Origin of the sequence: Blastococcus sp. KM273128 (genome assembly GCF_021698975.1) — a bacterium.
Lineage (GTDB): Bacteria > Actinomycetota > Actinomycetes > Mycobacteriales > Geodermatophilaceae > Blastococcus.
The window spans coordinates 12,063-38,304 of the sequence record NZ_SSXA01000005.1; the positions used below are offsets into that span (position 1 = coordinate 12,063).

Consider the following 26,242-nt stretch of genomic DNA (forward strand, 5'->3'; position numbering starts at 1 on the left):
CGTCCGCCCACCGATCGACCCGACAACAATGCCGTGCAGGGCGGACGTCCTAAACGTCTACCCCCGCGGCGTCCGTCGATCGTGGCGTACGGGCCCCGTCGGCGCGAGCCCTCCCCGGCGTGGCGCCGGTGGTCAGCCGATCCCGCAGATGCGCGGACCGTCCTCGTTGACGACGGCGAGCTGCGTCGATCCGCCGTCGGCCCAGCGGACGGTGACCTGCTGCACGCGGGCCCCCTCGGCCGGGTCGTCCTGCACCCCGGCGATCTCGGCCGCGCCCGGGCGCAGGTACTCGTCCTCCATGCCGGTGGCGTCCAGGCGCGCCTGCTCGTCCTCGCACAGCAGCCCGTACGCCGTCTCGGTGTCGCCGCTGGCGAGCGCGGCCAGGAACACCCCGGTGACCTCCTCGGCCTGGTCGGCGGGGGCGCCGCGGACCAGGTAGAGCACGCCCACCATGGCGACCGCCAGCAGGACGGTGCCCACGAGCAGGCCGACGAGCCAGCCCTGGCGGGTGCGCGGCGTGCCGGTGTGCAGCGGCGCCGGGTCGTCGTCGTAGAGGAAGGGGCCCTGCGTCATCCGCCGCTCGTCTCCAGTTCGGCCCCGGCCGGCGGGCGGGGGTCGTCGCGGTCGTCCAGCCAGCCCTCGGGCAGGGCGACCGGCCGCGGGGTGCTGGTGCGCCCGCGCGGCGCGCCCAGGACGGCGGTCGGGTAGGGCTGGTCGGGGATGCCGGCCAGCAGCCCGGCGAGCTCGTCGAGGCTGCTCACCATCGCCAGCGCCCGGCGGACGTCGCCGCCCACCGAGAAGCCCTTGAGGTACCAGGCGACGTGCTTGCGGAAGTCGCTGCAGCCGTGCTGCTCGCCGTGCTCCTCGGCCAGCAGGGTGGCGTGGCGGTGCATGACCGCCGCGACCTCGCGGAAGGTGGGCAGCGCGCGCTCGCTGCGGCCGGCGAAGGCGGCGGCGAGGTCGCCGAACAGCCACGGCCGGCCCAGGCAGCCCCGCCCGATGACGACGCCGGCGCACCCGGTCTCGGCGACCATGCGCAGCGCGTCGTCGGCCTCCCAGACGTCGCCGTTGCCGAGCACCGGGATGCCGACGGCCTCCACGAGCCGGGCGATCGGCGCCCAGTCGGCGGTGCCGCTGTAGAGCTGGTCGGCGGTGCGGCCGTGCAGCGTGATCGCCGCCGCGCCCTCGTCCTCGGCGATCCGGCCGGCGTCGAGGTAGGTGACGTGGTCGGCGTCGATACCGATGCGGGTCTTGATCGTGACCGGGACGTCCTTCGCCGCGCGCACGGCCTGGCGGACGATGTCCCGGAGCAGCACGCGGTGCCACGGCAACGCCGAGCCGCCGCCCTTGCGGGTCACCTTGGGCACCGGGCAGCCGAAGTTCAGGTCGATGTGCGCCGGGCGCGTGCCGGCGACGCCCTCGTCGACGAGCATCTCGACCGCGCGGCCGACGGTGGCCGGGTCGACGCCGTAGAGCTGGACGGAGAAGGCGTCCTTCTCGTCGGCGGTCGCGCGGATCATCCGCAGCGTCTTCTCGTTGCGCTCCACCAGCGCCCGCGTGGTGATCATCTCGCAGACGTAGAGGCCGGCGCCGAACTCGCGGCACAGCGTGCGGAACGCCGGGTTGGTGATGCCGGCCATCGGCGCGAGCACCACGGCGGGGTCCACGGTGAGCGCGCCGAGCCGCAGCGGCGGCAGGGGCGCCGTCGTCGTCGGCTCGAGCGTGGCGGTCACGGCACCCAGGGTAGGCGGCGACGCAGCTCACCCACCCCGCCCGGCCGGGTGAGCAGTTCTGGTCCGCCCCCGCCGTCCGGCCCCTCCCGGTGCGCCGCAGCCCGGGTCAACCCTCGGCACCGTCCCCGGAGCCGCGCCACGGCGCGGTTCGAGGGACGGCGGCGCGGCTCGAGCCGCGCCACGTCCCCAGCCCGGCCCCCGTCCACAGATCGACCGCGGCCCCCCGGGTGGGCCGGCGGAGGCCGGACGGTGCTCCCGTGACCACCCACCTGCCCGTCCCGCTCGCCGTCGACCACCCCGCCCGCCGGCGGCTCGGTCTCTTCACGACCTCCGACCTCGCCGCCCGAGGCGTGACCGAGCGCGAGGTCCGGACGGCCGTTCGCACGGGCGCGTGGGTGCGGCTGCGCACCGGCGTGTTCGTCAGCGCGGCGGACCTGGCCGAGGTGGAAGGCTCCGATCGCCGCCCGGGGCTCGACGCCCTCGCGGTCGCAGCCGGCCTCGACCGTCCGTGCGCCGTCCTCAGCCGGGACACCGCCGCCTGGGTGTGGGGGCTCCCCCGACCGCGGGGGGCATCGGCCGCGGTGCACCTGACCGATCCGCACCACTGGCGCCGATGTCGCGGGTGGCTGATGACCCGTGCCGCGCTGCCCGACGACGAGGTCACCGTCCGCGGCGCCTACCGGGTGACGACGGCGGCGCGCACGCTGGTCGACGTCGCCCGCAGCTGGCCGGAGGTCCACGCCGTCGCCGCCGTCGACGCCGCCCTGCTGCGCGGCCTGACGGGCCGCGAGGAGGTGCGCCGCGTCATCGACCGCCAGGTGACCGTGCCGGGGATCCCGCGCGCCGTCCGTGCACTGGAGCTCGCCGACGGTCGCGCCGAGTCGTGGCTGGAGACCTGCGGCCGGTTGACGTTCGACGCGCTCGGGCTGCCGCCGTTCGTCCCGCAGGTGGAGCTGTGGGTGGACGGTCGGTTGGTGAAGGTGGTCGACGGCTGGTACCTCGACGCGGCGGTGGCGGTCGAGTTCGACGGTCGGGTCAAGTACCGGCACCCGCAGTACGGCCGGACCCCGGAGGACGAGCTGTGCAGGGAGAAGCGCACAGAGGACCCGCTGCGCTCGCTCGGCGTGCGCTTCGTGCGCGTGGCCGCCGACGACCTGGCGCCCTCACGGCGGGGAGCCCTCGACGCACTCGTCCGACGCCAACTGGCCACCGAGGCCCCCGGCTGCGGGAGTTCACCGAGGCCCCCCGCACGGAAGGCTCGTGGCGTGGCCCGGATGCCGGTGACGACGGCTGGCTCGCCCGCACCGACGACGGCGTCGGCCGACCGGGTTGACCCGCGCCGGCGACCCTTGACCCGCGCAGTGGCGCGGCGTACCGGTCGGCCGTGCGGGTTGACCCGGCGCACAGCCGACCGGCGCCGGCGTCAGAACGGGTAGACGCGGGGCTCCACCTGCATGCTGATCCAGCGCAGCTCGGAGAAGGCGTCGATGCCCGCCAGCCCGCCGAACCGGCCGTACCCGCTGTCCTTGACCCCGCCGAAGGGCATCTGCGCCTCGTCGTGCACGGTCGGCGCGTTGATGTGGCAGATTCCGGACTCGATCCGCCGGGCGACCTGGAAGCCGCGCGCGGCGTCCCGGGTGAACACCGCCGCCGACAGCCCGTAGGCGCTGTCGTTGGCCGCCGCGACCGCCTCGTCCTCGCTGCTCACCCGGGTGACGGTCACGGCCGGGCCGAAGATCTCCTCGTGGAAGATCTCCATCTCCGGCGTCACGTGGTCGAGCACCACGCCGGGCATGATCGTGCCGTTCGGCTCACCGGAGGTCAGCACCTTCGCGCCCTTGGCGACGGCGTCGTCCACCAGGCGCTGGATGTGGTCGACCGTGCTCTGCCCGATCACCGAGCCGAGGACGACGTCGCCCTCGCGCGGGTCGCCGATCGGGAGCGACTCCACCCGGGCCACCAGCTTGGCGACGAACTCGTCGGCGATCGACTCGTCGACGACGATCTTGTCGGTCGACATGCAGACGTGGCCCTGGTTGACGAAGCCGCCGAAGGTCGCGCCCTGCACCGCGGCGTCGATGTCGGCATCGGCCAGGACCAGCAGCGGGTTCTTCCCACCCAGCTCCAGCACGGCCGGCACCAGGTGGCGCGCGCAGACCTCGCCGATGATCCGGCCGACCCGCGTCGACCCGGTGAAGTTCAGCCGGCGCACCGCCGGGTGGGCCACCAACGCCTCGGTGACCTCGGCGGCGTCCTCGGGGGCCACGGTGATCACGTTGACGACGCCCTCGCCGAGGCCGGCCTCGGCGAGGACCTCCCCGAGCAGCGCGTGCGTCCCCGGGGAGAGCTCGGAGCACTTGAGGACGACGGTGTTGCCCGCGGCCAGGGGGAACGCGACGGCCCGGGTCGAGAGGATGACCGGGGCGTTCCACGGCGCGATGCCGACGACGACGCCGGCCGGCTGGCGGATCCCCATGCTCAGGCTGCCGGGGATGTCCGACGGGATGACCTGCCCGCCCACGTGGGTGGTGAGGCCGGCCGCCTCGCGGAGGATGCCGGCCGCGAGGTGGACGTTGAAGTGGCCCCAGCCGGCGGTGGCGCCGCACTCGGCCGCCATCCGCTCGACGAACCGGTCGGTGCTGGCCTCGAGCAGGTCGGCGGCCGCCAGCAGCAGCCGCCGCCGCTCACCGGGCGTGGTGGCGGCCCACTTCTCGAACGCCGCCGCAGCGGCCTCGACCGCGGCCACGGCGTCCTCGACGCCGGCGGCCGGCGAGCGGGTGACGACCTCGCCGCTGACGGGGTTGGCGCGGTCGAAGGTCCGGCCGTCGGCGGCGGGCCGGTTCTCGCTGCCGATGAGCAGGCTGGTCTCGAGCACGTGCGGGCTCCTCGTGGTCGGTGGGGGGTGGGGGGACGGCGTGCGGTCAGCAGCCGGGGAGACGCGCCGCGAGGTAGGACTCGACCCGGTCCAGGGCCACGCGCTCCTGGCTCATCGAGTCGCGCTCCCGGACGGTCACCGCCTGGTCCTCGAGGGTGTCGAAGTCGACGGTCAGGCAGAACGGCGTCCCGACCTCGTCCTGACGCCGGTACCGGCGGCCGATCGCACCGGCGTCGTCGAAGTCCACGTTCCAGTTCCGTCGCAGCGCGGCGGCCAGGTCACGGGCCTTGGGCGAGAGGTCGGCGTTGCGGGACAGCGGGAGGACGGCGGCCTTCACCGGCGCCAGCCGCGGGTCGAGCTTGAGCACCGTCCGGGTGTCGACGCCGCCCTTGGCGTTGGGCGCCTCGTCCTCGGTGTAGGCCTCGATGAGGAAGGCCATGAGCGAGCGGGTCAGCCCGGCCGCCGGCTCGATCACGTACGGCGTCCAGCGGGTGTTGCTGGCCTGGTCGAAGTAGGACAGGTCGGTGCCCGAGTGCTCGGTGTGCGTCGACAGGTCGAAGTCGGTGCGGTTGGCGATGCCCTCGAGCTCGCCCCACTCCGAGCCCTGGAAGCCGAAGCGGTACTCGATGTCGACGGTGCGCTTCGAGTAGTGGGAGAGCTTCTCCTTGGCGTGCTCGTAGTGCCGCAGGTTGTCCGGGTCGATGCCCAGGTCGGTGTACCAGCGGGTGCGCTCGTCGATCCAGTACTGGTGCCACTCCTCGTCGCTGCCCGGCTCGACGAAGAACTCCATCTCCATCTGCTCGAACTCGCGGGTGCGGAAGATGAAGTTGCCGGGGGTGATCTCGTTGCGGAACGACTTGCCGATCTGCCCGATGCCGAACGGCGGCTTCTTGCGCGCGGCGCCCATGACGTTGGCGAAGTTCACGAAGATGCCCTGCGCGGTCTCCGGGCGCAGGTAGTGCAGGCCGGACTCGTCCTCGACCGGGCCGAGGTAGGTCTTGAGCATCATGTTGAAGTCACGCGGCTCGGTCCACGCGCCCTTGGTGCCGCAGTTCGGGCAGGTGATGTCGGCCAGGCCGTTCTCGGGCGCCCGGCCCTTCTTCGCCTCGAACTCCTCCTCGAGGTGGTCGGCGCGGAACCGCTTGTGGCAGCTCTGGCACTCGGTGAGGGGGTCGGTGAAGACGCCGACGTGGCCCGAGGCGACCCAGGTCTGGCGCGGGAGGATCACCGAGGAGTCCAGGCCGACGATGTCGTCCCGGCTCTGGACGACGGTGCGCCACCACTGGCGCTTGATGTTCTCCTTGAGCTCGACGCCCAGCGGGCCGTAGTCCCAGGCGGAGCGCGTACCGCCGTAGATCTCCCCGGACGGGAAGACGAAGCCCCGTCGCTTGCAGAGGTTGACGACCTTGTCGAGGCGGGCGGCGTCGTGCTTGGCGGTGCTCACGGGGAGGGGGCTCCATCCGGCTGGCGGTCGGCGGTTGACCTGCCCACGGTAGTTGGCCGGGAGAGCGCGCCCGTCAGTCGGTGGCCCCGGCGGGCTCCGGATCGAACAGCAGCGCGAGCGAGGCGCGGATCTGCGCCTGGCGCACGAGGAAGGCCCGCTCGTCCAGCCGCTTGCGCCGCAGCCACGCCAAGAAGGTCCCCGTCCTCCCCGCCCTTCGCAGGCTCAGGGCGGGACCCGGGACGGGGCCGCCGGAGTCATGGCGCCCAGAGTGCGAGATCGGCAGCACGCAGTCGCGCTGCAGCGGCCGGCCGGTGGCCCCGCAGTAGGCGCAGCCACCCCACGCGTGCTCCAGCGCGGCCCACTGCTGGTCGCTCAGGTCGTGCTCGACGGCGTCCATGCGGCGCCTGCGCCGGCGGGCGTAGCGGGCGGTGCGGGTGCGGCTGACCACGGGCCGACCGTAGGCGCTGGGCGTCACTCGGTGAGGTAGGCGCCCGGCTCGTCGAGGGCGTGCACCCAGACCGGTGCCCCGGCGATCTTCACCTCGGCCGCCGAGAGCCCGCGCCGGTAGGCCCCGACGCCGTCCCAGCGGGTCACCAGCGCCCACAGCGTCGGGTCGTCGGTCGACCGGCCCAGCTCACCGCCCCGGAAGCCGGGCCGGGCGCCCAGCGCCGCCAGCAGCCCCGCCACGGCATCGGCGAGCACCTCCGCCTGCTCCGCGGTCACCCGCAGCCGCGTCACCGCGAACACCCGCACCTCCCCGTCCGGCCAGCTCCGTCCCCGCCCCGCCCCGGGCGGCGTCCTGCCCCGCTCAGTAGAAGTCGCAGACCGCACCGGTCTCGTCGACGTGCACCAGCAGCAGGAACGGCTCGCCGTCGTCGAGCTCCAGGGTGAAGGAGGCGACGTCGGTCGCGGACTGCGCCTGGTGCTCGATCCCGTCGAAGGTGCCTCCGGTGAAGCCCTGCCCGCCCAGGGTGTCGCTGCGGAAGTAAACGCCCAGCACCTGCGCCGGGTCCTCGTCCGCCGTCGAGACCGCGGCCGCCGCCTCCTGCACCTCGGGGCAGGAGAGGTCGTAGGCCGTCCGGAAGTCGCCCTGGCCCATCGCCTCGACCCAGGCCAGCGCGACGCCGGCCGAGCCCGGGTACCGCCCCTCGTCCGCGAGCACGGGTCCGCCCACCCGCGCGCCGCCCGGCAGCTCGCCGGTGCCACCCACCGGCGACGTCGAGGAGCGGGCCGGCTGCTCCAGCTCGCTGGTCAGGACGGCGCCCCGGCCGGCGCCGCGCTGGTCCCCCGCATCCCCGTCCAGCAGGACGAGCAGCAGGGTGCCCAGCCCGGCGATCAGCAGGACGGCGGCGCCGATCAGCCAGGGCAGCAGCGTCCGCTTCCGCGGGCGCCGAGGGGGCGCCCCCGGCCCCCCGCCGTACCCGGGCGGGCCGAACGGCGGCGGGCCGACCGGGGCGGCCGGGAACGGTGCGCCCGACGCGGCCCACCCGCGCGCTTCGCCTGCCGGGCCCTCCTGCCCGTCCGGGTCCGGGGGGCCGGCGCGGTGGCTCCCCGAAGGTGGCTGCGTCATGGCGGTCGCTCTTCTGCTCGGTACCTCGTGGAACCGGTTCCCCCCGGATGAGCGGAAACCTACGTCCCGTCGGCCTCAGGCGGAACCGAAGCGGCGCTGCCGCGACGCGAACTCCTCGCACGCCGCCCACAGGTGCCGGCGGTCGAAGTCGGGCCAGAGCGTGTCGAGGAAGACGAACTCTGCGTAGGCGGACTGCCAGAGCAGGAAGTTGCTGGTCCGGTTCTCCCCCGAGCTGCGCACGAAGAGGTCGACGTCCTCCATGTCCGGCTCGTCCAGGAAACGGGCGACCGTGGCCTCGTCGACCTTGTCCGGGTTCAGCCGCCCCGCGGCGACCTCCCGGGCGATCGCGGCCGCGGCGTCGGCGATCTCCGCCCGCCCCCCGTAGTTGACGCACATGGTGAGGGTGAGGACGTCGTTGTCGCGGGTGAGCTCCTCGGCGATCTCGAGCTCCTTGATGACGCTGCGCCACAGCCGCGGCCGACGCCCCGCCCAGCGGACCCGGACCCCCAGCTCGTGCATCTCGTCGCGGCGGCGGCGGATCACGTCGCGGTTGAAGCCCATGAGGAAGCGCACCTCCTCGGGGCTGCGCCGCCAGTTCTCCGTGGAGAAGGCGTACGCGCTGATCGCCTTGACACCCAGCTCGATGGCGCCCTCGACGCAGTCGAACAGCGAGGACTCCCCCGCCTCGTGCCCGGCGGTGCGGGGCAGCCCGCGCTGCTTGGCCCAGCGGCCGTTGCCGTCCATGACCAGCGCGATGTGCCGGGGCACCTTGTCCTTCGGCAGCTGCGGCGGCCGGGCGCCGGACGGGTGCGGGTTCGGGGCCTTGACCTCACGCCTCATGCAGCAGGCTCATCTCCCGGCGCGGCGCCGACTCGGTGCGGTCCACCAGCGGCAGCGAGCGCAGCCCGCGCTCCAGGTGCCACTGCAGCAGCGCGGCGACCAGCCCGCTGCCCTCCCGCCGGTTGGTGCCCTGGCTCGCCTCGGCGCGGGACCAGTCGCCGGTCAGCAGCGCGTCGAGCAGCTCGATGGTGACGGGGCTGGGCATCGCGGAGCCGGTCGGGCGGCAGGCCGGGCAGACGGTGCCGCCGGCGGGCACGGAGAAGTGCCGGTGCGGGCCGGCCTCGCCGCAGCGGGCGCAGTCGGCCAGCGCGGGCTCCCAGCCGGCCACCGACATCGCCCGCAGCAGGAAGGCGTCGAGCACCAGCGGCGCGGGGTGCGCCCGCTCCCCCAGCGCCCGCAGCGCGCCGACGACGAGGAGGAACAGCCGCAGCGAGGGCTCCTTCTCCTCGGCGGTGAGCCGGTCGGCGGTCTCCAGGACGGCGGTGCCCGCGGTGTAGGCCGGGTAGTCGGCGACGATCTCCTGGCCGTAGGCGCGGATCGACTCCACCTGGCTCACGATGTCGAGGTTGCGCCCCGTGTAGAACTGCACGTCGACGTGGGTGAAGGGCTCGAGCCGGGCGCCGAACTTGCTCTTGGTCCGGCGCACGCCCTTGGCCACCGCGCGCACCTTGCCGTGGCGGCGGGTGAGCACGGTGATGATCCGGTCGGCCTCACCGAGCTTCTGGGTGCGCAGGACGATGCCCTCGTCCCGGTAGAGCGCCTTGGGCGTGTGCGCGCTCACGTCAGTAACCGAGCCGGTTGAGCTTCTTCGGGTCGTCCTGCCACTCCCCGAGCACGGTGACGTGCAGCTCCAGGTGCACCCGGGCGTCCAGCAGCGCCTCCATGCCCTGGCGCGCCTCGGTGCCGATCGCCTTGATGATCGCCCCGCCCCTGCCCAGCAGCATCGGCTTCTGGCTGGGCCGCTCGCAGTGCAGCAGCGCGTGCACCTCGACCAGCTCGCGCCCGGCGCGCTTGGGGTCGGGACGGCGGTTGACCTCCTCGATGGTGACCGCCAGGGAGTGCGGGACCTCCTGGAACACCTTCTCCAGCGCCGCCTCGCGCACCAGCTCGGCCAGCTGCCGCTCGGTGTCCTCGTCGGTGGTCTGCTCCTCCGGGTAGAGCGGCGGCCCCTCCGGCAGCAGCCCGACCAGCAGGTCCTCCAGCAGCTCCACCTGGTCGCCCTTGACCGCGCTGACCGGCACCACCTCGGCGGCGTCGACCAGCTGGCTGGCCGCCACGAGCTGCTCGGCGACCTGCTTCTTCGAGGCGGCGTCGGTCTTGGTGACGACGACGACCACCGGCGCCTTCACCTCCCGCAGCTGGCGGGCGATGAAGCGGTCACCGGTGCCGACGGGCTGGTCGGCCGGGACGCAGAGCACGACGACGTCGACGTCGGCCAGCGTGTCGCGCACGACGTCGTTGAGCCGGCGGCCCAGCAGCGACTTGGGCTTGTGCAGCCCCGGGGTGTCGACCAGCACGACCTGCCCGCCGGGCCGGTGGACGACGCCGCGGATGGCGTGCCGGGTGGTCTGCGGCCGGTTGCTGACGATGCCGACCTTCTCGCCGACCATCGCGTTGGTCAGCGTGGTCTTGCCGGCGTTGGGGCGCCCGACCAGGGCGACGAAGCCACTGCGGTAGGGCTGGTCAGGGTCGGTCACACCGGTCAGTCTCCCACCGGTGGCCGACAAGCCCGCGCCCCGGCGGTGGCGGCACGGCCGGCGTCAGGACCAGGGGCGGCCGATCCGGTCGCGCCGCCCGCCGTCGAGCCGGGCGAGCGCCCGGGCGCCGGTCAGCACGTCGCGGACCAGCCGGCGCCCGGCCTCCGACCAGGACGACGCCGGCGTCCCCCGCCGGGCGGCCGGTCCGGCCAGCGCCCGCAGCACCAGGACCGCCAGCAGGAGGAAGAGCAGCGTCGTCACGGCTCGACGATCCCCGGCGCCACCCCTGCGCGGAAGTGGCAGGCATGCCGGTGTCCGCAGCGTTCCTGCCAGCGGCCGCCGTCCTGGGAGGATGGGTCCCGTGGCCGGACGACAGCGCAACAGGGCGCGGCCGCCCCGCGCGGCGACGGACCGCGCCCGGCGGTCGCACGTCGAGCAGGTGCGCGGGCACCGCTTCATCGCCGGCTGGGGCCCCAAGCGGACGGCGACCGCCGTCCCCGCCCCGCTGCGCTACTGGCAGTACCGGCCCGGCGGCCCGTTCGCGGCCGGGGTGGCGGTGCTCGTCGTGGTCCTGTGGCTGGGGCTCTTCGGCTGGCTCGCCGGCGCGGCGGCGGTCCGCGAGGAGCTGCCGCTGGCGCTCGTCGCGGGGGTCGCGGTGTACGTGCTGAACACCCGCCGGGTCACCGTCTCCGACCACGGGCTCTCCTTCGACGTGGCCGGCGGCCGGACCGACCCCGCCGACGTCATCCCCTCCGCGCTCGTCCACGAGGTGCACGCCGGCCCCGCCCCGGCCGGCTGGCCCGCGGCCGACCGGCGTGGCGGGTGGTGGCCCGGGCGTAGGCGGGTCGCCGTCCGGCACCTGGCCGAGGACGGTGAGGAGGCACTCACCGTCTGGGTGCGGGACCCGGCGGCGTTCGCCGAGGCCCTGGGCGTGCCGCTGACGCGCTAGGCGGAGGCGCGCAGGCTGCCGTCGGGCCCGGCCAGGTGCACGGGCGCGCCGGCCGTGAGGTCGCGGACGGCGGCCAGCCCGGCGGGCTCCACCGCCTCGGCCGCGGAGACGACGACGGCGGCCTCCAGCCCCTCCACCCCGCTCGAGACGGCCGCGGCGACGGCGGCCTGCAGGGCGGTGAGGGTCAGCGACGGCAGCGCCACGCTGGCCGCGACGTAGGTGCGCCCGTCGGTGTCGCGCACCGCGGCGCCCTCGGTGGCGCCGGTGCGGGCGCGCGCGGAGCGGGCGAGGGTGACGAGCTTCGCGTCCTCGGGGTGCAGATCGGCCACGGTGGCTCAGCTTTCCACGCCGGCGGGCAGCTCCGCACGGGTGGCCCCCGACGCCTGCGGCTCGTCGGTGGGCTCCTCGTCGTCCTCCGACGGCTCGGGCAGCCGGCAGACGAGCATGGTGTCGATCCGGTTGCGCCGCCCGCCGGTGCTCTCGGCGACCAGGCGCAGCCCGGCGACGTCGGCCGAGGCGCCCTCGATCGGCACCCGCCCCAGCTCGCGGGCGAGCAGGCCGCCGACGGTCTCGACGTCGTCGTCCTCGGGCAGCTCGACGCCGGGGAACAGCTGGGCGAGGTCCTGCACGGGCAGCCGGGCGATGACCCGCGCCGAGCCGTCCTCGAGCTGCTCGATCTCCGGCCGCTGGAAGGCGTCGTGCTCGTCGGCGATCTCGCCGACGATCTCCTCGAGGATGTCCTCGATGGTGACCAGGCCGGCGAACCCGCCGTACTCGTCCACGACGATCGCGATGTGGATGCGCTGCGCCTGCATGTCCCGCAGCAGCTCGTCGACCGGCTTGGACTCGGGGACGAACGTCGGCGGGCGCATCAGCTCCTCGACCCTGGGCCCGTTGCGGTCCTGGGTGTTCTGGGAGCGACGGACCAGGTCCTTGAGGTAGACGACGCCGACGACGTCGTCCACGTTCTCGCCGATCACCGGGATGCGGCTGAACCCGCTGCGCAGCGCCAGGGCCAGCGCCTGGCGGACGGTCTTGGTGCGCTCGATCCAGACGACGTCGGTCCGCGGGACCATGACCTCGCGAGCGATGGTGTCGCCCAGCTCGAACACCGAGTGGATCATGTTGCGCTCGCCGGACTCGACGACGCCGCGCTCCTCGGCCATGTCGACCAGCTCGCGCAGCTCCACCTCGGAGGAGAAGGGGCCGTCGCGGAAACCGCGGCCGGGGGTGATGGCGTTGCCGACCAGGATCAGCAGGGTCGCCACGGGGCCCAGCACGCGACCCAGCAGCCGGACGACCCCCGCCGTCGCCAGCGCCGTGCCGTACGCGTGCTGCCGGCCCAGGGTGCGCGGGCCGACGCCCACGAGCACGTAGCTGACCACGGTCATGACGCCCGCGGCCGCCAGCACCGCCTGCAGCGTGCTGTCCCAGAGGTCGAAGAAGAGCAGCGCCACGATGACCGCGGCGACCATCTCGCAGAGGATCCGCAGCAGCAGGAGCAGCGAGACGTGCCGCGCCCGCTCGGCGACGACCTCTTCCAGCCCCGCCGCCCGCTTGACGCCGTCGCGGCGGAGCTCCTCCACGCGCGCCTTCGAGACCCGCTGGAGGGCGGCCTCCATCGCGCCGAACAGGCCGGCGAGGGGGATGAGGCAGATGGCGACCACCAGGCTGGTGATCGCGCCGGCTGTCATCGGGACCCGGTCTCCTTGACCACCGGCGCACCGGTCACCGGCTCGCGGGGAGCGGCGCGCCAGGCGTCGATGAGCTTGGACTGGAGACCGAACATCTCCTTCTCCTCGTCGGGCTCCATGTGGTCGTAGCCCAGGAGGTGCAGCACGCCGTGGGTCGCCAGCAGCACCAGCTCGTCGTCCATCGAGTGCCCGGCGGCGCGCGCCTGCCGGACGGCGACGGCGGGGCACAGCACGATGTCGCCGAGCAGGGCGGGCCCGGGCTCGGGGTCGTCGGGCCGGCCGCTGTCGAACTCGTCCATGGGGAAGGCCAGCACGTCGGTGGGGCCCTTCTCGCCCATCCACCGCTCGTGCAGGCTGCTCATGTAGTCGGGGTCGACGCAGAGCACGGAGAGCTCGGCCATCGGGTTGATCTTCATCTCGCCGAGCACGAAGCGGCAGACGCCGGCCAGCTCGGCCTCGTCCACGGCGATCTCGGACTCGTTGGACACCTCGACGGGCACGGTGGTCAGCTCCCCTGCCGGCGCGGCCGGGCGGTGCGGGCCGGCGCACCGGCGGCCGATCGGGTGGTGGGCGCCTGGCGGGTGGCGTCCCAGCGCTCGTAGGCGTCGACGATGTCGCCGACCAGCCGGTGGCGGACGACGTCGCCGCTGGTCAGGTTGGCGAAGTGCACGTCCTCGATGCCGTCGAGGATCTCGCGGACGATCTTCAGCCCGCTCTGCGCGCCGCCGGGCAGGTCGACCTGCGTGACGTCACCGGTGACGACGATCTTCGAGCCGAAACCGAGCCGGGTGAGGAACATCTTCATCTGCTCGGCCGTGGTGTTCTGGGCCTCGTCGAGGATGACGAACGCGTCGTTCAGGGTCCTTCCGCGCATGTAGGCCAGCGGCGCGACCTCGATGGTGCCCGACTGCATCAGCCGCGGGATCGACTCCGGGTCGACCATGTCGTGCAGCGCGTCGTACAGCGGCCGCAGGTAGGGGTCGATCTTCTCGGAGAGGGTGCCGGGCAGGTAACCCAGCCGCTCCCCCGCCTCGACCGCCGGCCGGGTCAGGATGATCCGGTTGACCTGCTTGGTGGTGAGCGCCTGCACCGCCTTGGCCATCGCCAGGTAGGTCTTGCCGGTACCGGCCGGGCCGATGCCGAAGACGACGGTGTGCTGGTCGATGGCGTCGACGTAGCGCTTCTGGTTCAGCGTCTTGGGCCGGATGGTGCGGCCGCGCCGGCTGATGATGTCCAGGCTCAGCACGTCGGCCGGGCGCTCGGCGCCCCCCGCCTTGAGCATGCCGATGACCCGGCGCACCGAGTCCGGGCGCAGCACCTGGCCGGTGCCCAGCAGCGCGATCAGCTCGTCGAAGACGCGGACGGCGAAGGCGTTGTCGGCCGGCTGCCCGGTGACGGCGATCTCGTTGCCGCGCACGTGGACGTCGGCGTCGAGCTCGCCCTCCACCAGCCGGAGCAGCTCGTCGCCCGAGCCGAGGAGGGCGACCATGGAGACCCCGTCGGGGACGGTGATGGTGGCCCGGACGGGCGTGGTGGAGGGGATGGGCGGAGCGGCGAGCGTGCCGTCCGCCGCGGCGGCCTGTGCCGAGGCCTCACGCGACGTGGGCGCGCCTGGCACGGGGACGTTCGGGGAGGTGTCGGGCAAGAACCCTCGACCCTGCCTTCCTGCGACGGCGAGGTGCGGGGACCCGCACCGATGACCCGCACGACTCTACCCGCGCGTGGCCACCCGGAACCTGGGTCGCCCGATGGGGTCAGCGCCCGGTGTAGGTGGCCTTGCCCGGCCCGTCGGCCAGGAAGGACGCGACCGCGCCGCGGAGGTCGTCGGTGGCGAACAGCGGGCCGGAGACCTCCGGCACCAGCGCGTCCGCCGCGCGGGCGCCCTCGCGGACGGCGACGGTCGCCAGTCGCTTGGTGGCCGCGTGCGCCACGGTCGGCCCGGCGGCGACCCGGTGCGCGTACGCCCGCGCCGCCTCGGCGAAGCCCTCGTCGGGCAGCACCCGGTTCACCACGTTCCACCGCTCCAGGACGGCGGCCGGGTACCGCTCGCCGGTGTAGATCAGCTCCTTGGCGCGGGCGGGCCCGGCCCGCTCGGCCAGCCGCTGGGGGCCGCCCATCGACGGGGTGAGGCCCACGACGATCTCCACGAGCCCGAACGATGCCTTCTCGGCGGCCAGCAGGATGTCGCAGGACAGCGCCAGCTCGAAGGCGGCGGTCAGGCAGAGCCCGTGCGCGGCGAAGACCGTGGGCACCGGGAGGTCCTCGAACGCGTTGGCCACCCGCAGCAGCCGGGCCCACAGCTCGCCGCCGCGCCGGGCCGGCTCCGGGCCCTCGGCGATGTCGCGGAAGTAGGTGACGTCGACCCCGCCGGAGACCACCTTGCCGCGGGCCTCGACGAGCACCGCGCGCGCCCGGTCGGCCCGCGCCGGGTCGGTCAGCTCCACCAGCTCGCCGGCCACCTGCTCGATCGCGTCGAACACCGCCGCGTCGAAGAGGTTGAGAGGCGGGTTGTCCAGCACGACGACGGCGACGTCGCCGTCCCGCTCGATCCGGACAGGGGCTGCGGCGTCGGTCATGCGCCCACCCTCTCAAGCCCCGCCCAGCCGGGCAGCACGACCCCGCCGGTCAGCCCGGCGGCCAGCCGAGGTCGCGGCCGCCGAGCACGTGCAGGTGGACGTGGTCCACCGACTGGCCGGCCTGCGGCCCGGTGTTGGTGACGACGCGGTAGCCCGGCTCGTTGCCGTCACCGGTGACCAGGCCCTCGCCGGACGCGACGGCGTGCGCCCCGGCCACCACCTCGCCGAGCAGCCCCGGGTCCGCCGTCGCCAGCGCGCCGATGTTGCGGTGGTGCTCCTTCGGGATCACCAGCACGTGCGTCGGCGCCTGGGGGTTGATGTCGCGGAAGGCGAGCACCCGGTCGGTCTCGTGGACGACGTCGGCGGGGATCTCACCGGCGACCATGCGGCAGAAGAGGCAGTCGGTCACGACCCGCACCCTAGAAGGACCTCCGTGCCCCCCACCACTCGCTGCGCTCGCGGCGGGTCCCTGCACGGAGGCCGTTCCAGCTCCTCGCCACTGCGCTCGCGGCGGGGGGCTTCAGGTGCCGCTCTCGACGCCCAGGTAGGCCTGCACGATGCGCTCGTCGGCGAGCAGCTCGGCCGCCGGACCGGAGTGCACGACCTCCCCGCTCTGCAGCACGTACCCGTGGTCGGCCGCGCGCAGGGCCCGCCGGGCGTTCTGCTCCACGAGCACGACCGTGGTGCCGGATGCGCGGATCTCCTCGATGACGCGGAAGACCTCGTCGACGATCTTGGGGGCCAGCCCCATCGACGGCTCGTCCATGAGCATGACCTTCGGCCCGGCGACCAGCGCGCGGGCGATGGCCAGCATCTGCTGCTCGCCACCCGAGAGCGCGCCCGCCGGCAGCGCCCGCCGCTCGCCCAGCACCGGGAACCGGTCGTACATGGCGTCGACCGACCGCGCACCGTCGGCCCCCGAGTGCCACGTGCCCAGCTGGAGGTTCTCCTCGATCGTCAGCGTGGCGAGGATCTGCCGGCCCTCGGGCACCTGCACCAGCCCGCGTCCCACCAGCTTGTGGGCGGGGGTGCGGGTGATGTCCTGGCCCTCGAACGTGATCCGCCCGCCGGCCGGCCGCAGGATGCCGGAGACGGCGTTGATGACCGAGGACTTGCCCGCCCCGTTCGCGCCGACCAGCGCCACCAGCGAGCCCTCAGCGGCGCTGAAGGAGACACCCCGCACCGCCTCGACCCGTCCGTAGGTCACCCGCAGGTCCTCCACGGTGAGGATGGGGTCGCTCATGTCGCATCCCTCGTCGCGTCGGGGGTGTCCAGGGTGCCGGAGGCGCCAGGGCGCAGATTCGCGACGGCGTCGGGGGGCGCGTCGCCGGCCCCGGCGGCGGTCGCGCCGGCGCGGGCCCCGGTGCCGTCCGCGTCCTCCTCCGCCGACCCGAGGTAGGCCTCGATGACCGCCGGGTCCGCCGCCACCTCGTCCGGCACCCCGCTGGCGATGACCTCACCGAAGTTGAGGACCACGACCCGGGTGCAGGTCTGGAGCACCATGCCGACGTTGTGCTCGATGAACAAGATGGTGAGCCCGTCCCGCGCCAGCGAGCGGATGAGCTCGGACAGCCGCGCCGCCTCGACGTGGTTCATCCCGGCCGCCGGCTCGTCGAGGATCAGCAGCGACGGGTCCGAGGCCAGCGCACGGGCGATCTCGAGCCTGCGCTGGTCCCCGTAGGAGAGCGATTCGGCCCGGTTGGCGGCGAGCTCGCTGAGCCCGACGCGCTCCAGGCAGCGGGCCGCCTGCCGCAGCGCGGCCTGTTCGTCCCGGCGCGCCGAGGGCAGCCAGAAGAGCCGCCGCAGGAACGTCGGACGGCTGACCAGGTGGGCGCCGACCAGGACGTTCTCCAGGGCGGACAACCGGTTGAACAGCTTGGAGTGCTGGAACGTCCGGCTGACCCCGGCCGCCGCGATGCGGTGGACCGGGGTGCTCCCGACCGTCGTCCCGAGGACCGTGGCGCTGCCCGAGCTCGGCGGCACCAGCCCGCTGATCATGTTGACCAGCGTGGTCTTGCCTGCTCCGTTGGGACCGATCAGGCCGACGACCTCGCCGGCCCGGATCTCCAGGTCCACCCCCCGCACGGCGTGCACGCCGCCGTACTCCTTGCCCAGCCCGGACAGGGTGACCACCGGTTGGCCGGCTTCCGGGTGGCGGCGGCCGGCGAGCCCGGTCGCGTCGTCGTCGGCGGGACCGGACGGCATGCGCGTGCGGCGCGGGATGAGGCTCGCCAGGCCACCCGGCAGGAAGAGGATGACGACCAGCAGCAGCAAGCTGGCGAGGAACGGCCTGATCCAGCCGGCCTCGACCCCGACCGCCCGCTGGATCTCCGGGACGATCGTCTGGAACCCGCTGCCCAGCAGCGGCCCCAGGAACATCGTGGAGCCGCCGACCACCGCCGTGACCAGACCCTCGACTGCCGCCACGAAGTCGAAGTCGTTCGGTGCGATCAGCCGCACGTAGTAGGCGTAGAGGACGCCGTACAGCCCCGCGACGGCACCCGCGGTGATGAACGCCGACAGCCGGTGGCGCCCCACATCGATGCCCATGGACCGTGCGGCGAGCTCGTCCTCGCGGATGGCCTCGAGCGCGCGCCCGTACCGGGACCGCCCCATCCGCCAGAACCAGTAGGCGACCAGCGCGAGCGCCGTCCAGGCCATGCCGACGGTGAGGACCCGCGGCACGCCGAGCCCCTGCGCCCCGCCGGTCCACTCCTGGTTGAGCAGCACCACGCGCACCGCCTCGGCGAAGCCGAGGGTCGCGATGGCGAGGAATACCCCGCGCAGGTGCATCGTCGGCAGGCCGAGGACGACAGCGCCGAGAGCACCGACGGACATGCCGATGGCGACGGCGATCAGCAGCGAGGGGACGTCGCCGACGTCGGCCGGGGCGGGTGCCAGGTAGGCCCCGGAGAACGCCGCCAGAGCGGCGAAGCCGGCCTGGCCGAGGCTGAGCTGCCCGGCGATCAGGACGGCGTAGAAGGAGTAGGCGAAGATCGCGCCCAGCGCGATGAAGGTCAGCGTGGTGGCGTACTGGCCCAGCATCAGACCTCCCGGACCTTCCGCGCGCCGAGCAGCCCCTGCGGGCGCAGCAGCAGGATCACGAACAGCAGGCCGAACGCGATGACGTTCACCCAGGACGAGCCGATGTGCTGCACGGCGAACACCTCGGCCAGGCCGAGCAGCAGCCCCCCGATGAGCGCGCCGGGCAGCGAGCCCATGCCGCCGACGATGATCACGGCCAGGCCCTTGAGCTCGATCGCGGCGCCCATGCCCAGCTGGGCGGTGTTCACGTTGATCGCGAAGAGCACGCCGGCGACCGCGCCGAGCGCCGAGGAGATCGCGAAGGTGACCGCGGTGACCCGGTCGACGTTCACCCCGAGCACCCGCGCCGCCGTCGGGTTCTCCGCGACCGCGCGCATCCCGCGGCCGAGCCGGGTCCGGGTGACCATGTAGGTCAGGCCCACCATCAGGGCGAGGGAGACGGCGAGGATCACCACCTGCACCAGGGTCACCTGGGCGCCGAACACCTCGAACCGGGTGTCCGGGAACGAGCCGGGCGGGAAGCGGCGGGTGTCGGGGCCGTAGCGCCACTGCAGCACCGCGATGAGCATGCCGGCCAGCGCGATCGAGGAGATCAGCCCGGCGAAGTGCGCGTCGGCCCGGTTCTTGAGCGGCCGGAACGCCACGCGCTCGATGACCAGCCCCAGGACGGCGCCGAAGACGAACACGACCGGCAGCGCGGCCCAGAGGGACAGCCCGCCGCGCTCGACCAGCTCGATGCCGACGAAGGCGGAGGCGGCGAAGACCGCGGGGTGGGCGAGGTTCAGCCGGTCGAGGATGCCGAACACCAGCGTGAAGCCGATGGCGAACAACGCGTAGATGGAGCCGATGAAGATGCCGTTGAGGAGCTGCTGCACAGCGTTGCCTGTTCTCGTCGTGGGTGCCGGGGCACGGTAGCCGACACGTGGCCGGGGCCCGGTCCGAGGACCGGGCCCCGGCGGAGTCCCGGCGTGGCGCCGGCCCGTCAGCCGGCCGGCGCCACGCGAGGGGTCACTGCAGGACGGCGAACTGGCCGTTCTCGACGACCTGGACGACAGCCGGGTGGTCGGCGTCCCGGTTCTCGTCGATGGAGAACTCGCCGAGGACGGTGGGCACGTCCTCGATCTGCCCCAGCGCCTCCTGGATGCTGTCCCGCTCGGCGGAGCAGTTGGCGCGCACGGCCTGGTCGACGAGCTTGAGCCCGGTGTAGGCCTGGGCGGCGAACTGGTCGGGCTGCGAGCCGTACTCGGCCTCGTAGGCCTGGAGGAACGCCTGGTTCTCCGGGTTGTCGGAGGCGGAGTTCCAGGCGGCGCCGACGACGACACCTTCAGCCGCCTCGCCCGCGTCGGCCATCAGCCGCGGGTTGTTGAACCCGTTGCCGCCGATGATGGGCACGTCGATGCCGAGCTCGCGCGCCTGGGTCACCAGCGGCACCGCGGCCTCGATCAGCGCCGAGACGACGAGCGCGTCCGGCTCGTTCTCCTGCGCCTGGGTCAGCAGGGCGCGGAAGTCGGTGTCGGACTTGGAGAAGGTGATCGTCTCGCTGATCGTCACGCCCTGGTCCTCCAGCGCGTCGGCGAACGCCTCGTAGCCGGACTCGGTGAACGCGTCGTCGTTGCTGTACATGACCACGACGTCCTCGAGGCCGAACTGCTCGGTGGCGGCCTCGATCGTCTGGGGGATGACCGCCTGCTCGGTGAGGGAGTCGCGGAAGATGTAGTCGCCGATCTCGGTCACCCCCTCGGCCGTGTTGGAGATGCCCAGCACCGGCACGCCGGCCTCCTGGGCGATCGGGTCCGCCTGGACGGCGGCGTTGGACAGCGTGGGCCCGATGATCAGGCTCACGCCGTCGTTGACGAACTCGTCGAAGAGCGTGATCGCCTGACGGGGGTCGGTCTGGTCGTCCTCGATCGTCAGGTCGTAGGTGACGCCGCCCTGCTCGGCCAGCTCCGAGGCGGCGAGCTCCAGGCCGCGCTGCTGCGACTCGCCGTAGCTGGCCGCAGCACCGGTCAGGCTGAGCACCGCGCCGAGGGGCACCTCGCCCTCGATGGTGCACGACTCCCCGCTGCCCTCGCCGGTGAGCCCGGCGGCGGACTCCCCGCCGCCGGACTCACCGGAGCCGCAGGACGCGAGGAGGAGGGCCGCGGCGCCGGCCGCGGCGACGGTGTGGAGCTTGGTGCGCATGTCTCTCCCTTGTCGAGAACGACGACCGGCCGACCGCGAGGAGGCGGCCGCGCGACACTGGCGGACGGGCCCGTCCGGGGCACCGGGCGTCGTGGGCCGACCGGAGCCGGTCGGCTGGTTACGGGGGTCACAGTAGGCACCTACCGGCGCACCTCCGGCAGGGGCTGCGCAAGCGTGCCCAGAACGTGACCGTCCGGAACTCGGCGAGCTGCGCGTCGGCGGCTCGGGGAGCTGGGCCGATGACGCCGGGTGCAGGATGGGCCGTCCCCTCTCCCCCTCCCGGAGGTCCCCGATGCCCGTACCCCCCACCCCGGCGAGGACGTAGTGCGTCCCGCTCGCGCCGCCCGGTCGGGCGGCCCCGCCTCCGGATCCGTCCTCCTCCCGCATCTCTCCCGCCGCACCCTGCTGGCCGGCACCGGTGCCGCCGTCGCCGCCGTGCTCGCCGGCTGCTCCGGCACCTCGACCGCCGCACCCGGCTCCCCCGGCCCGCTGCGCATCGGCGCCATCCCCGACCAGGACCCCGAGGTCCTGCAGCGGCAGTTCCGCACGGTGGCCGCCTCCCTCGCCGCCGCCCTCGACCTGGAGACCGAGTACCGGCCGGTGACCGACTACGCCGCCGCCGTCTCGCTGTTCCGCACCGGTGACCTGGACCTCGTCTGGTTCGGCGGGCTCACCGGTGTCCAGGCCCGGTTGCAGACCCGCGGCGCCGTCCCGATCGCCCAGCGCGACATCGACGAGGAGTTCCACTCGGTCTTCGTCGTCAACACCGCCACCGGGCTCGCGCCGGCCGACGACCTGCGCCCGCTGGCCGGTCTCCGGTTCACCTACGGCAGCGAGACCTCCACCTCCGGCCGCCTCATGCCCGCCTACTACCTGCGCGAGGCCGGCGTGGATCCCGGGGGCTTCCCCGGCGGGCCCGGCTTCTCCGGCTCGCACGACGCCACGATCGCCCTCGTCGCCTCGGGGACGTACCAGGCCGGCGTGCTCAACGAGCAGGTGTGGCGGTCGCGGTCGGAGGACGGCGAGGTGGACCCCGCGGTGACCGCCTACGCCCGCACCCCGGCGTACCACGACTACCACTGGCTGCTCGGCCCCGGCGCCGTCGAGCGCTTCGGCGACGACCTGGCCGGGCGGCTCACCGGCTGGTTCACCGGGCTGTCCGCCGACGACCCGGACGACGCCGCGGTGCTCGAGCTGTTCGGCGCGGGTTCCTTCATCCCGACCGAGGCGGCGAACTACCGGCAGATCGAGGAGATCGGCCGCGACCTCGGGCTGGTCAGCTGAGCGAGGCCGTCCGGCTCACCGGTGTCGAGGTCCGCTTCGGCGGCACCGCCGCCCTCGCCGGGGTGGACCTCGCGGTGGCCGCGGGCGAGCGGGTCGCCGTCGTCGGCGCCTCGGGTGCGGGCAAGTCGACGCTGCTCGGGGTGCTCAACGGCTCGGTGCCGCCGACGGCCGGATCGGTGCGGGTGCTCGGCCACGACCCGGCGACCCTGCGCGGCCGGGAGCTGCGCCGGCTGCGGGCGCGCACGGGCACGGTCCACCAGCACCTGGAGCTGGCCGGGCAGCTGCGCGTGGTGCACAACGTCAACGCGGGGCGGCTGGCCTCCTGGTCGGCCGCCCGCGCCGCGTGGTCGCTGGTCCGGCCGCAGGGCACCGGCGACGTGCTGGGTGCGCTGGCCCGCGTCGGGCTGGCCGACCGGGCGTACGAGCGCACCGACCGGCTCTCCGGTGGTCAGCGGCAGCGGGTGGCCCTGGCCCGGCTGCTGGTGCAGCGGCCCGAGCTCGTGCTGGCCGACGAGCCGGCGTCGGCGCTGGACCCGGCGCTGGCCGACACGGCGCTCGCCCTGCTCGGCGAGCTGGCGACCGGGCGCGGCGGCGCGCTGCTGGCCTGCCTGCACGACCCGGCGCTGGCGCTGCGGCACTGCGACCGGGTCGTCGGGCTGGTGGACGGGCGGGTGGCGCTGGACGCCCCGGCCCACGCCCTCACTGTGGCGGAGCTGGAGGGCTTCTACGGGGTGAGCCGGTGACCGCCGTCCTGGAGCGGCCCGCGCCGCCGGCTCCGCGGCTGCGCCGCGACCGCCGGCGGTGGGCCTGGGGGCTGGGCGCCCTCGCGCTCGTGGGCTGGGCGCTGGCCGGCAGCGGCCTGTTCACCGGGCCGGTGCTGAACCCGGCCGGCACCGGGCAGGTCGGCCGCTTCCTCGGCGCCGCCGTCCGGCCGGAGCTGGGCGCGGAGTTCCTCGGCGTCGTCGCGGGCTCGACCCTGGTGACCGTCGCCTACGCCGTGCTCGGCGCCGGGCTGGCCGTGCTGATCGGTGCGCTGGGTGCGGTCCCGGCGTCCCGCACGACGTGGGGACGGCGGCGCACCGGCTGGCTGCTCACCCGCGGCGGGCTGGCGCTGCCGCGCGGCCTGCACGAGGCGGTGTGGGGCCTGCTGCTCGTGAACGTGCTGGGCCTGGACCCGTGGGTCGGGGTGCTGGCGATCGCCGTGCCCTACGGGGCGATCACCGCCAAGGTCTTCGCGGACCTGCTGGACGAGGTGCCGCGCGGGGCGTACCGGGCACTGCTCGCCGCCGGGGCCGGCCGCGGGACGGCGGCGCTCTACGGCCTGCTCCCCGCGGCCGCGGGCGGGCTGCTCTCCTACTCCTTCTACCGGCTGGAGTGCGCGGTGCGCTCCGCCGTCGTCCTCGGCCTGGTCGGCGCCGGCGGGCTGGGCTACCAGCTCGCGCTCTCCTTCACCTCGCTGCGCTGGGAGCAGGTGTGGACGACGGTCTACGCGCTGGCGCTGCTGTGCCTGGTCGCCGACGTCGCCGGCCGGGCGGTGCGCCGCCGCGTCGCCGCACCGCGACCCGGGCCGCAGCGCGACCCGGTGCTCACCGGTGCCGTGCTGGCGGTCCTTGCGCTGACCGGCTGGGCGGTCTGGTACCTGGCGCTATCCCCCGCCGCCCTGGTCTCCGAGCGCACCCGCGAGCAGGTCGCCTGGGTCGCCTCGGCCGCGTGGCCCCCGGCGACCGACGGCGACCTGCTCGCGGCGGTGTGGGCGGCGTCGGTGGAGACGGTGCGGATGTCGGTGCTGGCGGTGGCGTTCGCGACGACGGGGGCGGTCGCGCTGGCCGGGCTCGCGGCGCGGCCGGGGCGCCCGGCCGGTCCCGGGCGCGCCGCGCTCGGGGTGCTCACCCGCGTCGGGCTGCTCCTGCTGCGCGCCGTCCCCCCACCGGTGTGGGCGCTGGTGCTCCTGTTCGTGCTGCTCCCCGGAGTGCTGCCCGGGGCCCTCGCGCTCGGCGTCTACACCCTCGGTGTGCTGGGGCGGCTGGTCGGCGAGGCGGTCGAGGAGGCCGACCGGCGCCCCGGCGAGGCGCTACGGGCCGCTGGTGCGCCACCTGCCGCCCGGTGGCTGTACGGCAGCGTGCCCGCGCTGGCCGGCCCGGTGCTGGCGCTGGCGCTGTACCGGTGGGAGGTGGTCGTGCGGGACACGGTGCTGGTCGGCCTGCTCGGCGCCGGCGGGATCGGCGTCCTGCTCTCGGCGGCGACGTCGTCGTTCGACTGGCCGGCGGTCACCACCGTGCTGGTCGCGATCGTGCTGCTCACCGTCGCCGTCGACCTGGTGGGAGCCCGCGCCCGCGCCGCCCTGCGATGACACCGCGCCCCTCCGGGCCGCACCACGACCACGTGCCGTCCCCAGCTGCGACGAGTGCGTCCGTCCACCGCGCCGGGAACCCTCCGGCCCCACGCCACGGTGAACCGTGCTCTCTACCCCCAGCGGGTGCGGGCGGAGAGGGCGGCGAGCGCGGCCGCACCGGCCGTGGAGGTGCGCAGCACCTCGGGGCCCAGCCGGACCGCCTCGGCCCCGGCCGCGCGGAACGCGACCACCTCGCCGTCGGAGAGCCCGCCCTCCGGGCCGACGACGACCACCACGGTCCCCGACGCGGGCACCGCCAGGCCGGCCAGCGGCCGCCGGGCCTGCTCGTGCAGGACGACGGCGAGGTCGGCCTCGGCGAGCATGCCGGCGACCTCGCGGGTGCTCATGGGCTCGGTGACCTCGGGCAGCCGCGGCCGGCGGGACTGCTTGCTCGCCGCCCGGGCCGCCGCCCGCCACTTGGCGACGCCCTTGCCGACCCGGTCGTCGCGCCAGCGGGTCACGCAGCGGGCGGCCTGCCACGGCACGATCCGGTCGACGCCGAGCTCGGTGGCCAGGTCCACCGCGAGCGGGCCCCGGTCCCCCTTGGGCAGCGCCTGGACGAGCACGAACTCCGGATCGGGCGCGGGCACCTCGAACCGGTCCCGGACGGCGACGCGCAGGCCCGCGGGCCCCGCGTCGACGACCTCACCCGCGGCGACCGCCCCGGCGCCGTCCCCCACGCGCACCCGCTCGCCGGGTTGCAGCCGCAGCACGTCGACGGCGTGCCGGCCCTCCTGTCCCGCGACGAGGAGCTCCTCGCCGTCGGGCAGCTCGTCGAGCAGGAACAGCGGGGCGCCGTCGAGCTCGGGGGCCTCGGTCACCGGTCAGCGCCCGTGGAACGCATCGCGGACCCGGGAGAACAGGCCGCCCTGCGCCTCGCGGTCGGCGCCGGGCTGGTCCTCGCCCCGCAGCGCGGCCAGCTCGCGCAGCAGCTTCTCCTGCTCGCCGTCGAGCCGGGTCGGCGTCTGCACCTCGACGTGCACCAGCAGGTCCCCGCGGCCCGTGGCCCGCAGCCGCGGCGCCCCGTGCGCGCGCAGGGTGAGCACGCTGCCCGACTGGGTGCCCGGGCGGATGTCGAGCTCCTCCTCGCCGTCGAGCGTCTTGAGGTTGAGCGTCGTGCCCAGCGCCGCGGCAGTCATCGGCAGGGTGACCCGGCAGTGCAGGTCCTCGCCGTCGCGGGTGAACACCTCGTGCGGGCGCTCGTGCACCTCCACGTACAGGTCGCCGGCCGGCCCGCCGCCGGGGCCGACCTCGCCCTGGCCGGTGAGCCGGATGCGCATCCCGTCCTCCACGCCGGCCGGCACCTTGACCGACAGGGTGCGGCGGGCCCGCACGCGACCGTCGCCGCCGCACTTCGGGCACGGCTGCGGGATGACCTGGCCGGTGCCCGAGCAGGTCGGGCAGGGGCGGCTGGACACGACCTGGCCGAGGAAGCCGCGCTGCACGCTCTGCACCTCGCCGCGCCCGGAGCAGGTGCCGCAGGTCGCCGGGTGGGTGCCGGGCGCGGTGCCGGCCCCGGTGCAGGCGTCGCAGAGGACGGCGGTGTCGACGGTGAGGTCCTTGGTGGTGCCGAAGACGCTCTCGTCGAGCTCCAGCTCCACCGGGATGAGCGCGTCCCGCCCGGCCCGCGTGCGGCTGCGCGGCCCGCGGGTGGCCGCCCCGCCGAAGAAGGCGTCCATGATGTCGCCCAGGCCGCCGAAGCCGGCGCCGCCGAAGCCACCGGCACCCCCCGCCCCCGCGTCGAAGGGGTCACCGCCGAGGTCGACGATCCGGCGCTTCTCCGGGTCGGTCAGCGCCTCGTAGGCGCGGGTGACCTCCTGGAAGCGCTCCTTGGCCTCCGGATCGGGGTTGACGTCGGGGTGGAGGTCGCGGGCCAGCCGCCGGTAGGCGCGCTTGATGTCCTGGTCGGTCGCGCCCTGGGCGAGGCCCAGCACGCCGTAGTAGTCGGTCGCCATCGAAGGT

General features: G+C 74.7%; 28 protein-coding genes. 5 read left to right on the plus strand and 23 right to left on the minus strand.

Annotated features, from left to right (window positions below; all coding sequences use genetic code 11):
• Nucleotides 1–132: 132 nt before the first annotated feature.
• Both E9529_RS02500 and dusB read right to left on the minus strand, forming a co-directional pair.
• On the minus strand, nucleotides 133–573 hold the full coding sequence (locus E9529_RS02500) for a hypothetical protein (RefSeq protein WP_236829527.1): 441 nt from the start codon (nucleotides 571–573) through the stop codon (nucleotides 133–135).
• On the minus strand, nucleotides 570–1,733 hold the full coding sequence (gene dusB / locus E9529_RS02505) for a tRNA dihydrouridine synthase DusB (RefSeq protein WP_236829528.1): 1,164 nt from the start codon (nucleotides 1,731–1,733) through the stop codon (nucleotides 570–572). Before dusB ends, E9529_RS02500 begins: the two co-directional genes overlap by 4 nt.
• A gap of 257 nt (nucleotides 1,734–1,990) precedes the next feature.
• Between dusB and E9529_RS02510 the strand changes: the two genes are divergently transcribed.
• Complete coding sequence (locus tag E9529_RS02510; RefSeq protein ID WP_236829529.1) at nucleotides 1,991–3,169, plus strand: type IV toxin-antitoxin system AbiEi family antitoxin domain-containing protein; 1,179 nt, start codon at nucleotides 1,991–1,993, stop codon at nucleotides 3,167–3,169.
• On the opposite strand, the gene E9529_RS02515 is transcribed toward E9529_RS02510, so the two are convergent.
• From E9529_RS02515 to E9529_RS02555, 9 genes are all read right to left on the minus strand, one after another.
• Nucleotides 3,157–4,608, minus strand: a complete 1,452-nt coding sequence (locus E9529_RS02515; RefSeq protein ID WP_236829530.1) for an aldehyde dehydrogenase — start codon at nucleotides 4,606–4,608, stop codon at nucleotides 3,157–3,159. The two genes, E9529_RS02510 and E9529_RS02515, sit on opposite strands and share 13 nt — an antisense overlap.
• 46 nt (nucleotides 4,609–4,654) lie before the next feature.
• Nucleotides 4,655–6,052: a glycine--tRNA ligase gene (locus E9529_RS02520; RefSeq protein ID WP_236829531.1), complete on the minus strand. Its 1,398-nt coding sequence runs from the start codon at nucleotides 6,050–6,052 to the stop codon at nucleotides 4,655–4,657.
• 73 nt (nucleotides 6,053–6,125) lie between these two features.
• The gene (locus E9529_RS02525) at nucleotides 6,126–6,500 is read right to left on the minus strand and encodes an HNH endonuclease (protein WP_236829532.1); all 375 of its coding nucleotides are present in this window, start codon (nucleotides 6,498–6,500) and stop codon (nucleotides 6,126–6,128) included.
• Nucleotides 6,501–6,523: 23 nt separating this feature from the next.
• Nucleotides 6,524–6,799, minus strand: a complete 276-nt coding sequence (locus tag E9529_RS02530) for an antibiotic biosynthesis monooxygenase family protein (RefSeq protein ID WP_236829533.1) — start codon at nucleotides 6,797–6,799, stop codon at nucleotides 6,524–6,526.
• A 61-nt stretch (nucleotides 6,800–6,860) separates the two neighbouring features.
• On the minus strand, nucleotides 6,861–7,622 hold the full coding sequence (locus E9529_RS02535; RefSeq protein WP_236829534.1) for a hypothetical protein: 762 nt from the start codon (nucleotides 7,620–7,622) through the stop codon (nucleotides 6,861–6,863).
• Between the two features lie 75 nt (nucleotides 7,623–7,697).
• Nucleotides 7,698–8,462, minus strand: coding sequence for an isoprenyl transferase (locus tag E9529_RS02540; protein WP_236829535.1), 765 nt, complete (start codon nucleotides 8,460–8,462; stop codon nucleotides 7,698–7,700).
• Entirely contained in the window at nucleotides 8,452–9,243 is a 792-nt protein-coding gene (recO, locus tag E9529_RS02545) for a DNA repair protein RecO (RefSeq protein ID WP_236829536.1), read from the minus strand. The genes E9529_RS02540 and recO overlap by 11 nt, the downstream gene beginning before the upstream one ends.
• A 1-nt stretch (nucleotide 9,244) precedes the next feature.
• Nucleotides 9,245–10,159 carry a GTPase Era gene (gene era, locus E9529_RS02550; protein ID WP_236829537.1) on the minus strand — a complete coding sequence of 305 codons (915 nt, stop codon included), beginning with the start codon at nucleotides 10,157–10,159 and terminating at the stop codon, nucleotides 9,245–9,247.
• Nucleotides 10,160–10,222: 63 nt separating this feature from the next.
• Nucleotides 10,223–10,420, minus strand: coding sequence for a hypothetical protein (locus E9529_RS02555; protein ID WP_236829538.1), 198 nt, complete (start codon nucleotides 10,418–10,420; stop codon nucleotides 10,223–10,225).
• 100 nt (nucleotides 10,421–10,520) lie between these two features.
• Between E9529_RS02555 and E9529_RS02560 the strand changes: the two genes are divergently transcribed.
• Nucleotides 10,521–11,108 carry a hypothetical protein gene (locus tag E9529_RS02560; protein ID WP_236829539.1) on the plus strand — a complete coding sequence of 196 codons (588 nt, stop codon included), beginning with the start codon at nucleotides 10,521–10,523 and terminating at the stop codon, nucleotides 11,106–11,108.
• Here E9529_RS02560 and E9529_RS02565 read toward each other — a convergent pair.
• The 10 genes from E9529_RS02565 to E9529_RS02610 form a co-directional block, all read right to left on the minus strand.
• On the minus strand, nucleotides 11,105–11,437 hold the full coding sequence (locus tag E9529_RS02565; protein WP_236829540.1) for a cytidine deaminase: 333 nt from the start codon (nucleotides 11,435–11,437) through the stop codon (nucleotides 11,105–11,107). The genes E9529_RS02560 and E9529_RS02565 overlap by 4 nt on opposite strands.
• A 6-nt stretch (nucleotides 11,438–11,443) precedes the next feature.
• Nucleotides 11,444–12,802, minus strand: coding sequence for a hemolysin family protein (locus E9529_RS02570; protein ID WP_236829541.1), 1,359 nt, complete (start codon nucleotides 12,800–12,802; stop codon nucleotides 11,444–11,446).
• The gene (ybeY, locus tag E9529_RS02575) at nucleotides 12,799–13,302 is read right to left on the minus strand and encodes an rRNA maturation RNase YbeY (protein WP_236829542.1); all 504 of its coding nucleotides are present in this window, start codon (nucleotides 13,300–13,302) and stop codon (nucleotides 12,799–12,801) included. Before ybeY ends, E9529_RS02570 begins: the two co-directional genes overlap by 4 nt.
• A gap of 5 nt (nucleotides 13,303–13,307) precedes the next feature.
• A complete protein-coding gene (locus tag E9529_RS02580) occupies nucleotides 13,308–14,420 on the minus strand; it encodes a PhoH family protein (protein WP_236829543.1) in 1,113 nt (370 codons plus the stop codon).
• 136 nt (nucleotides 14,421–14,556) lie between these two features.
• On the minus strand, nucleotides 14,557–15,378 hold the full coding sequence (locus E9529_RS02585) for an enoyl-CoA hydratase/isomerase family protein (RefSeq protein WP_236829544.1): 822 nt from the start codon (nucleotides 15,376–15,378) through the stop codon (nucleotides 14,557–14,559).
• A gap of 49 nt (nucleotides 15,379–15,427) precedes the next feature.
• Entirely contained in the window at nucleotides 15,428–15,763 is a 336-nt protein-coding gene (locus E9529_RS02590; protein WP_374201304.1) for a histidine triad nucleotide-binding protein, read from the minus strand.
• 135 nt (nucleotides 15,764–15,898) lie between these two features.
• A complete protein-coding gene (locus E9529_RS02595) occupies nucleotides 15,899–16,621 on the minus strand; it encodes an ABC transporter ATP-binding protein (RefSeq protein ID WP_236828771.1) in 723 nt (240 codons plus the stop codon).
• Nucleotides 16,618–18,423 (minus strand): ATP-binding cassette domain-containing protein, encoded by a 1,806-nt coding sequence (locus E9529_RS02600; RefSeq protein ID WP_236829546.1) that lies wholly within the window; start codon nucleotides 18,421–18,423, stop codon nucleotides 16,618–16,620. Before E9529_RS02600 ends, E9529_RS02595 begins: the two co-directional genes overlap by 4 nt.
• The gene (locus E9529_RS02605; RefSeq protein WP_236829547.1) at nucleotides 18,423–19,298 is read right to left on the minus strand and encodes a branched-chain amino acid ABC transporter permease; all 876 of its coding nucleotides are present in this window, start codon (nucleotides 19,296–19,298) and stop codon (nucleotides 18,423–18,425) included. The genes E9529_RS02600 and E9529_RS02605 overlap by 1 nt, the downstream gene beginning before the upstream one ends.
• A 133-nt stretch (nucleotides 19,299–19,431) precedes the next feature.
• Nucleotides 19,432–20,604, minus strand: coding sequence for an ABC transporter substrate-binding protein (locus E9529_RS02610; RefSeq protein ID WP_236829548.1), 1,173 nt, complete (start codon nucleotides 20,602–20,604; stop codon nucleotides 19,432–19,434).
• Nucleotides 20,605–20,928: 324 nt separating this feature from the next.
• On the opposite strand from E9529_RS02610, the gene E9529_RS02615 reads away from it, so the two are divergent.
• The 3 genes from E9529_RS02615 to E9529_RS02625 all read left to right on the plus strand — a co-directional run bounded on the left by E9529_RS02615 (nucleotide 20,929) and on the right by E9529_RS02625 (nucleotide 24,238).
• Nucleotides 20,929–21,888 carry a putative selenate ABC transporter substrate-binding protein gene (locus tag E9529_RS02615; RefSeq protein ID WP_236829549.1) on the plus strand — a complete coding sequence of 320 codons (960 nt, stop codon included), beginning with the start codon at nucleotides 20,929–20,931 and terminating at the stop codon, nucleotides 21,886–21,888.
• Nucleotides 21,889–21,950: 62 nt separating this feature from the next.
• Complete coding sequence (locus tag E9529_RS02620; RefSeq protein ID WP_236829550.1) at nucleotides 21,951–22,631, plus strand: phosphonate ABC transporter ATP-binding protein; 681 nt, start codon at nucleotides 21,951–21,953, stop codon at nucleotides 22,629–22,631.
• A complete protein-coding gene (locus E9529_RS02625) occupies nucleotides 22,628–24,238 on the plus strand; it encodes an ABC transporter permease (protein ID WP_236829551.1) in 1,611 nt (536 codons plus the stop codon). Before E9529_RS02620 ends, E9529_RS02625 begins: the two co-directional genes overlap by 4 nt.
• Before the next feature lie 113 nt (nucleotides 24,239–24,351).
• Here the strand turns inward: E9529_RS02625 and E9529_RS02630 are convergent, their stop codons facing one another.
• Both E9529_RS02630 and dnaJ read right to left on the minus strand, forming a co-directional pair.
• Complete coding sequence (locus E9529_RS02630) at nucleotides 24,352–25,101, minus strand: 16S rRNA (uracil(1498)-N(3))-methyltransferase (protein WP_236829552.1); 750 nt, start codon at nucleotides 25,099–25,101, stop codon at nucleotides 24,352–24,354.
• Between the two features lie 3 nt (nucleotides 25,102–25,104).
• On the minus strand, nucleotides 25,105–26,235 hold the full coding sequence (dnaJ, locus tag E9529_RS02635) for a molecular chaperone DnaJ (protein WP_236829553.1): 1,131 nt from the start codon (nucleotides 26,233–26,235) through the stop codon (nucleotides 25,105–25,107).
• Nucleotides 26,236–26,242: the final 7 nt, after the last annotated feature.

Bases quoted from the DNA above. Each gene is read 5' to 3' on its own strand.
- E9529_RS02500 (WP_236829527.1), bottom strand. From the start codon at position 573: ATGACGCAGGGCCCCTTCCTCTACGACGACGACCCGGCGCCGCTGCAC.
- E9529_RS02535 (WP_236829534.1), bottom strand. From the start codon at position 7,622: ATGACGCAGCCACCTTCGGGGAGCCACCGCGCCGGCCCCCCGGACCCG.
- E9529_RS02540 (WP_236829535.1), bottom strand. From the start codon at position 8,462: ATGAGGCGTGAGGTCAAGGCCCCGAACCCGCACCCGTCCGGCGCCCGG.
- E9529_RS02570 (WP_236829541.1), bottom strand. From the start codon at position 12,802: ATGACAGCCGGCGCGATCACCAGCCTGGTGGTCGCCATCTGCCTCATC.
- E9529_RS02585 (WP_236829544.1), bottom strand. From the start codon at position 15,378: ATGACCGACGCCGCAGCCCCTGTCCGGATCGAGCGGGACGGCGACGTC.
- E9529_RS02590 (WP_374201304.1), bottom strand. From the start codon at position 15,763: ATGGTCGCCGGTGAGATCCCCGCCGACGTCGTCCACGAGACCGACCGG.
- E9529_RS02595 (WP_236828771.1), bottom strand. From the start codon at position 16,621: ATGAGCGACCCCATCCTCACCGTGGAGGACCTGCGGGTGACCTACGGA.
- E9529_RS02600 (WP_236829546.1), bottom strand. From the start codon at position 18,423: ATGCTGGGCCAGTACGCCACCACGCTGACCTTCATCGCGCTGGGCGCG.
- E9529_RS02610 (WP_236829548.1), bottom strand. From the start codon at position 20,604: ATGCGCACCAAGCTCCACACCGTCGCCGCGGCCGGCGCCGCGGCCCTC.
- dnaJ (WP_236829553.1), bottom strand. From the start codon at position 26,235: ATGGCGACCGACTACTACGGCGTGCTGGGCCTCGCCCAGGGCGCGACC.